Source organism: Variovorax sp. P4_D9, from assembly GCF_056401695.1.
Window position 1 is genome coordinate 1 of sequence record NZ_JBFUIU010001183.1, and the last position, 2,146, is coordinate 2,146.

Genomic DNA, 2,146 nt, shown 5'->3' on the forward strand with positions numbered 1-2,146 from the left:
ACGCTGAACAGGCCGCGGCAGATGAACGCGCTCGATGATGCGCTGATGGACGCTCTGGGCGCAGCGCTGCTCGCTTCCGATGCCGATGCGAACATCGGCGCCATCGTCATCACCGGCAACGGCAAAGCCTTCGCGGCCGGGGCCGACATTGCGGCGATGGCGGACTGGAGCTACATGGATGTTTACCAGGGCGACTTCATCACGCGCAACTGGGAAACCATCCGGCGCGTGCGCAAGCCGGTGATCGCCGCGGTGGCGGGCTTCGCCATGGGCGGGGGCTGCGAGCTGGCGATGGCCTGCGACATGGTCATCGCCGCCGAATCTGCCCGCTTCGCCTTGCCCGAGATCAAGCTCGCGATGCTGCCCGGTGCCGGCGGAACCCAGCGCCTGCCGCGCGCCATCGGCAAGGCCAAGGCCATGGACATGTGCCTGTCGGGCCGCATGCTGGATGCGGCAGAGGCCGACCGCTACGGCCTGGTCTCGCGGGTGGTGGCGGACGACCGCCTGCTCGCCGAGACCATCGACCTGGCCGCCCGCATTGCAACCTTCTCGCTGCCGGCGCTGATGGCGATCAAGGAGTCCGTGAACCGCGCCTGGGAAGCCTCGCTCTCCGAGGGCATCGGCTTCGAGCGGCGTCAACTCCATGCGCGTTTTGCCAGCGAGGATGCGCACGAAGGCATGCACGCCTTCCTCGACAAACGAAAGCCGGTGTTCAGGCACCGTTGATCTCTTCGTCCTATTTCCCAACCAACCATCGCGAGACACCATGGCCCTGGATACCGAATCTTTCGAGCTGTTGCTGGCCACTGTGCAGCGCTTCGTGCAAACACGCCTGGTGCCCGCCGAAGCCGATGTCGAGGCGCACGACGAAGTGTCCGCCGACATCGTGGCCGACATGAAGGCGATGGGCCTGTTCGGCCTGTCGATCCCCGAGGAATATGGCGGCATCGGCCTGTCGATGGCGCAGGAATGCCGTGTGGCCTACGAGATCGGCCACACTTCCCTGGCCTTCAGGTCGGTATTCGGCACCAACGTCGGCATCGGCTCGCAGGGCATCCTGATGGACGGCACCGAGGCGCAGAAGAAGGCCATCCTGCCGCAGGTCGCGACCGGCGAATTGATCATGTCCTTCGCGCTGACCGAGCCCGACGCGGGTTCGGACTCGGCGGCAATCAAGACCCGCGGCGAGCGCGACGGCGACGACTACATCCTCAACGGCAGCAAGCGCTTCATCACCAACGCGCCGCGCGCCGCCGCCTTCACGCTGATGGCGCGCACCGACGGCCCCGGCGCGGGCGGGATCTCGTCGTTCATCGTGCCGGCCGGGCTGCCGGGCCTCACGCTGGGCAAGCCCGACAAGAAGATGGGCCAGCGCGGCACCAAGACCTGTGACGTGGTGCTCGACAACGTCCGCGTGCCGGCGGCCAACTTGATCGGCGGCAAGCCGGGGCAGGGCTTCAAGACGGCGATGAAGGTGCTCGACCGCGGCCGCTTGCACATCTCGGCGGTGGCCTGCGGCATGGCGCAGCGCATCCTGAACGAAGCCGTTGCCTATGCGCGCGAACGCAAGCAGTTCGGCAAGCGGATCGGCGACTTCCAGCTGGTCCAAGCGATGCTGGCCGACAGCCAGGCCGAGCTGTATGCCGGCTGGAGCATGGTGCAAGACTGCGCGCTGCGATACGACGCAAAGGGCGGGGCCGGTGTCAGCGACCCGGACGTGAGCATGCGCGCGTCGTGCTGCAAGCTGTTCTGCACCGAGATGGTCGGTCGGGTAGCCGACCGCGGCGTGCAGGTGCACGGTGGCTCGGGCTACATCAACGACTTCCCGGTCGAGCGCTTCTACCGCGACGTGCGTCTGCTGCGCCTGTACGAGGGCACGACGCAGATCCAGCAGATCATCATCGGCCGCCAGCTCATGGCGGACGCGTGACCGTCCCACCGACAATCCTTGGAGCCATCAATGAAGATTCTTGTCCCCGTCAAGCGGGTCGTCGACTACAACGTCAAGGTGCGCGTGAAGAGCGACGGCACCGGCGTCGACAWYGCCAACGTGAAGAWGAGCATGAACCCCTTCGACGAGATCGCGGTCGAAGAGGCRGYGCGCCTGAAGGAGAAGGGCGCTGCTACTGAAATCATCGCCGTATCC

2 protein-coding genes and 1 pseudogene are annotated in these 2,146 nt (G+C 66.2%); all 3 read left to right on the plus strand.

What is annotated here, in order from left to right:
* Positions 1-726: enoyl-CoA hydratase-related protein (locus AC1DY5_RS52695; protein ID WP_478122196.1), on the plus strand; the 726-nt coding region annotated here is incomplete at its 5' end.
* 40 nt (positions 727-766) lie between these two features.
* Positions 767-1,930, plus strand: coding sequence for an acyl-CoA dehydrogenase family protein (locus tag AC1DY5_RS52700; RefSeq protein ID WP_478122197.1), 1,164 nt, complete (start codon positions 767-769; stop codon positions 1,928-1,930).
* Positions 1,931-1,960: 30 nt separating this feature from the next.
* A pseudogene (locus tag AC1DY5_RS52705) lies at positions 1,961-2,146 on the plus strand (electron transfer flavoprotein subunit beta/FixA family protein); the annotation flags it as partial.

Bases quoted from the DNA above. Each gene is read 5' to 3' on its own strand.
- AC1DY5_RS52700 (WP_478122197.1), top strand. From the start codon at position 767: ATGGCCCTGGATACCGAATCTTTCGAGCTGTTGCTGGCCACTGTGCAG.